Genomic DNA, 4,787 nt, shown 5'->3' with positions numbered 1-4,787 from the left:
TATGAGATTAAAGAGATGCTTTTAACTTATTAAGGGATCGTTTGCCATATTTTGTGTATTATTTATAAAGGGTACCTCTTGTTGAACATCTCTTTAATCTCATCATTGCATTTATAGGAGCTGTTCATCTTCCTGAATGCATTCTTTTAATTGAATTCTATAGATTTTAAATAGAATATCTTCATTGCTAAATCTTCATCAGGGAATGATGATACTGTTTTATCCTCCTTCTTATTTCCCCATTCATTCTTTCTATAATATTTGTTGATTTTAATGAATTCCTTATTCTAGAGGGATAATCATAGAATCTTAATCACTGTCCAAGCTTAATCTCAGTATTATATAATATATTAGGATACCTATTCTCCCATTTATTCTTGAACTCATTGAATTTACCTATGGCCTCATCCTTATTATTGCACCTAAACATTTTATTTGCATCATCCATTATTTCTAAATCCTTTTTATTTACCTTAGATTTCAATCCCCTTATATAATGTATGGTGCATAATTGGAATTCACTTCCAGGATATTGGTTATGGATAGTTTAAACTTATGTAAAGTTAAAGAGACATAAACAATGCATATAAGATATAAATATGGTAAATTATTCCCTAATAAAATCCTTAAAATACAACTTTTATTTATATAATAGTTATAATTGCAGGTAAGTATACGTTCTTTTATTCTTATTTAATGATTTCTATCCAACATCATAATCTCGAGTAAAGTAAAGCTATAAAAATAAATAAACCTACTTAGGGTGTCAATAGGAAAAGGTTAAAGAAGGTAAAACCATAAAGTTGTATAATAAAATAAAGGTGAAAATTGAATGAATGCCGTTATATGCAAAGGTCTTATTTTCAAAAATGAAAAAATGACATTTGAGGTTTGTTATTCAGATATAAATACTTACCCAGATAGGATTTCTATCAAAGGTAAAATAAATCCAAAGACCTCAAACAAAGAGACATATGTTTTTTTCCAGTTCTATAAAGAAATTCTATGTAAAAAAGAGTCTATAAGTGAGTGGATTCTTGACAAGGCCACAAAAAATAGCGAGCCTTATTATTGTCTTAGTAGTGTTTGTGGATATAGATTTTCAGATACACCGAAGTATGATTGTGTAATGCGTGGAGGAAAAATAATATTTAATACATTTATTGCTGAAGTCAATGCAAATGGAAATACCCATACATATACTTACAAGGTGTTATTAGGGTTTTCATGGGGGATGACGTCTAATGATGGAATTAAAATAGAAAAAATTCCAATAGAAAACATAGATAAAAGCAGACTAAAAGATTTAGTTAACTTATTGCAAGGAAAATATTTGGAAGACCAATTTGAAATTGAAAATGACTTGATTAAAGGAAGTAATTCTAATATAGTAGGAATGTGGTGAAAATGGATAAAATAGACCATGCAGAAGAAGATTTCGGTATTGATTTTGAAAGAATCATTGAGCTGATATCTAAATATGAACAAATTAAGAAATCAGGTGAAATCAAAAGATATAATGAGGAATCTACAAAGAAGGATTTCATACTGCCTTTGTTTAAGGCTTTAGGCTGGAATGTGGACAATAGAGGTAAAACTAATGATTATGTAAGTGCAGAGGAAACAATATCAAAGAAAAGGGTTGATTATGGATTTAGAATAAACGGTATTCCAAAATTTTTCCTTGAAGCCAAATCTTTAAAAGAAAATAATATACAGACAAACCATAAGTACATAGAACAGGCCATAGACTATGCATGGATGAAATCATGTTCATGGGCTGTTTTAACCAATTTTGAAACATTGGCTGTTTACAATGCAGACTGGAAAGATTCAAATTATGGAAATAATGTATTATTTGTTCTTCATCCAAATGATTTCTTAAATGGCGAAAGATTAAATTATCTTTCAAAGAAGGCTTTCGAAAATGATGAGCTTGATAATATAGCATCCAAATACGGAAAGAAACAGTTAAAAAATCCTATAAACAAACAGCTCTTACAGGATATGATTCACTTTCGTGAGGTTCTTTCAAAGGATATTGCTAAGAATAATAAAAGGCTTAATCAGGACGATATAGACGAATCTGTACAGAGAATCCTAGACCGTTTAATCTTCATAAGAAATGCTGAGGATAGAGGATTAGAGGCAAATCAGCTTGAATCAAATGTTAGGCAGTGGGCATCTAAAGGCAGGGGTCAATTTGTTAAGGAAATTTCAAAGGTATATTCATATTTTGATGATAGTTACAATAGTAAACTTTTTGCACATCATTTATGTGATGACATTTATATTGATAATGAACCATTGCAAGAGGTCATAGAGGGCCTTAATCATTCCAAGGATAATTCATATAGATATGATTTCTCAATCATAGAATCCGATGTTTTAGGGAACATATATGAGCAATATCTAGGCAATATACTTAAATCAACAACAAAGGGAGCAAAACTTGAAGAATCAAAAACACACAGGAAGGAGCAGGGTATATATTATACACCTTCTTATATTGTTGATTACATAGTAAAGAACACTGTCGGCGAATTCATAAAGACACATACACCTGAGGAAATTAAAAATGTAAGAATTTTAGATCCGGCTTGTGGCTCTGGCAGTTTTTTAATAAGAGCTTATAAGGAATTAGAAAATTATTGGATAAAAGAGTTGAAACTAAATGAAGGCGATGTAAAACAAACAAGATTTGATATTAATAACTCTGAAAAGTTCTATACTTTAAAAACAGAAATCTTAAAAAATAATATATTCGGTGTGGATCTTGATCCTAAAGCAGTGGAAATAGCCCAATTAAATCTATTATTACAAATATCTGAAAGGAAACAGAAATTGCCAATACTTCAAAATAATATAAAGGTGGGAAATAGTTTGATAGATGATCCATCTATTTCCGATAAGGCTTTTAAATGGGAGGATGAATTCCCAGAGATAATGAAAGAAGAAGGTTTTGATATTATAATTGGGAATCCACCTTACGTATTTACAAGAGATGTTGAATTTCAGGACAATTTCAAAAAGTATATAGAATATAAATATTTTGAAAACTTAGAATCAAAAGCTAATAAACGAGCGAAACAACCTGGCAAAATTAATTTATACGCTCTTTTCATAATAAAAAGTATAACGTTACTGAAAAATTCTGGTTTCTTCTCATTCATTATTCCTAACAACATTCTAAGGACAACTATATATGATATAATAAGAAAATTTATACTCGAAAATTGTAAAATAGTGAGAATTGTTGATTTGGGGTCTGGAGTTTTTGAAAATGTGACAGCTTCAACCGTGATTCTTATATTACAAAAAGAAAATAAAATAAACCTAAGGAATAATAACAAGATTCTTGTTTTTCATAAATTCAATCAGAAAGCTAATATAAAAAGAGTTACTCAATCTAAGTTCCTCGACAATACAAGTTATGTTTTCAATATTACATTAGGAAACGGTGAATTACCTTTGATAAATAAAATAGAAAAAAATGCAAAAAAATTAGGTGATCTAGCTGAGTATATAATTGAAGGCATTGTAGGAAATTTAAAATCAGATGTTGTTAATTTTCCAATTAATGAAAAGTGTAGGAAGTTTTTGACCGGCAAGAATATTAATAGATATTCAATACTATATACAAATAAATACATAGTTTATGACAGAACAAAGCTTCATAGAGCAAGACCAGAGGAAGTTTTTACAAAAAACAAGATAATTATACAACGCATTAGTGGAGGTAACAGACCGATTAAAGCTGTACTTGATAGAGAAGGTTATTTTTCCTTTGCATCTACTAACTTATTGACGTTAAAAGAAGATTCTGAAATAGAACTTGAATATATTTTAGGAATATTAAACTCAAAATTAATGAACTGGTATTATGTTAACAAGTTCACAAATGGCTCGGAATTGACAGTAAATATATCTAAAACGTTCCTAGAGCAGATTCCAATAAAGTATGCCAACAAATTTGAAAAAGCAGAAATAATAGAACTTGTTAATAAGATGCTTTCTTTAAAGAAGAAAATAGTTTCATTATTTAATAAAAAAACAGATGAAATATATTCTTTAGAGACTGAATTTAACAAGCTTGACTCTAGAGTTGATCAGTTGGTATACAAAATTTATGAACTTAATGTCAGTGAAATAAAAGTGGTCGAAGAATTTTTCTCTAAGTAATTTAGACTACTAATATTAGTTAGATTGCAATAATAAAATAATGTTTTATAGAAAACATATGATCGCTGATAGGGTGAGATATGTCAATAATTAGATAAATAAAAGGCGAAAAAACAAATTACTAGAATTAAAGATAATAACTACACAAATACAATATTTTCTTAAAAATTATTTGAAAAGTGTAAGTTAAAACTAATAATTTACATAGTTTAGTAATAACAAATGTTGAAAAATGTAAAATATATAAAACGATTGTTGTTAAACTTATAAGTACCCATGTAAAGTTTTAAACATTTACATCCCCTACAATTGGCCTTTACACTCTTCCGTAAAAAAATTAAGGAAACAATAACTAATATCATTCAATTAATATAATTTCAAAAAAAATCACAATTTTTTCGTCTTGATTATATTCACATTCAGCTTTATTTTAAACTTTTGTGGTTACTATTTTTTCTTCATTTATTTCACTCTTTTTATTCTAATTTCATCCAGTAGTTCATAAGATATTTAGTATTATTTAAATTTTAAAATGGCACATTTGGAACGGAATTTATTTAAAAGCTTCCATATACACAATAAATAAGATAAGATCGGAAGAGCAC

At 28.2% G+C, this 4,787-nt stretch carries 2 protein-coding genes and 1 pseudogene; 2 read left to right on the top strand and 1 reads right to left on the bottom strand.

Annotated features, from left to right (window positions below):
* Positions 1-62: 62 nt before the first annotated feature.
* A pseudogene (locus AOG55_RS09100) lies at positions 63-532 on the bottom strand (transposase); the annotation flags it as partial.
* 300 nt (positions 533-832) lie between these two features.
* Between AOG55_RS09100 and AOG55_RS02625 the strand changes: the two are divergent.
* Together AOG55_RS02625 and AOG55_RS02620 are read left to right on the top strand one after the other, a co-directional pair.
* The gene (locus AOG55_RS02625) at positions 833-1,405 is read left to right on the top strand and encodes a hypothetical protein (RefSeq protein ID WP_055040853.1); all 573 of its coding nucleotides are present in this window, start codon (positions 833-835) and stop codon (positions 1,403-1,405) included.
* Between the two features lie 2 nt (positions 1,406-1,407).
* A complete protein-coding gene (locus AOG55_RS02620; protein WP_055040852.1) occupies positions 1,408-4,182 on the top strand; it encodes an Eco57I restriction-modification methylase domain-containing protein in 2,775 nt (924 codons plus the stop codon).
* Positions 4,183-4,787: the final 605 nt, after the last annotated feature.

Origin of the sequence: Acidiplasma cupricumulans, from assembly GCF_001402935.1 — an archaeon.
Taxonomy (GTDB): domain Archaea; phylum Thermoplasmatota; class Thermoplasmata; order Thermoplasmatales; family Thermoplasmataceae; genus Acidiplasma; species Acidiplasma aeolicum.
This window is presented reverse-complemented; position numbering and strand designations above follow the sequence as displayed.

What these genes read in the sequence shown, in the direction of transcription:
- AOG55_RS02620 (WP_055040852.1), top strand. Translation starts at nt 1,408, where the DNA reads ATGGATAAAATAGACCATGCAGAAGAAGATTTCGGTATTGATTTTGAA.
- AOG55_RS02625 (WP_055040853.1), top strand. Translation starts at nt 833, where the DNA reads ATGAATGCCGTTATATGCAAAGGTCTTATTTTCAAAAATGAAAAAATG.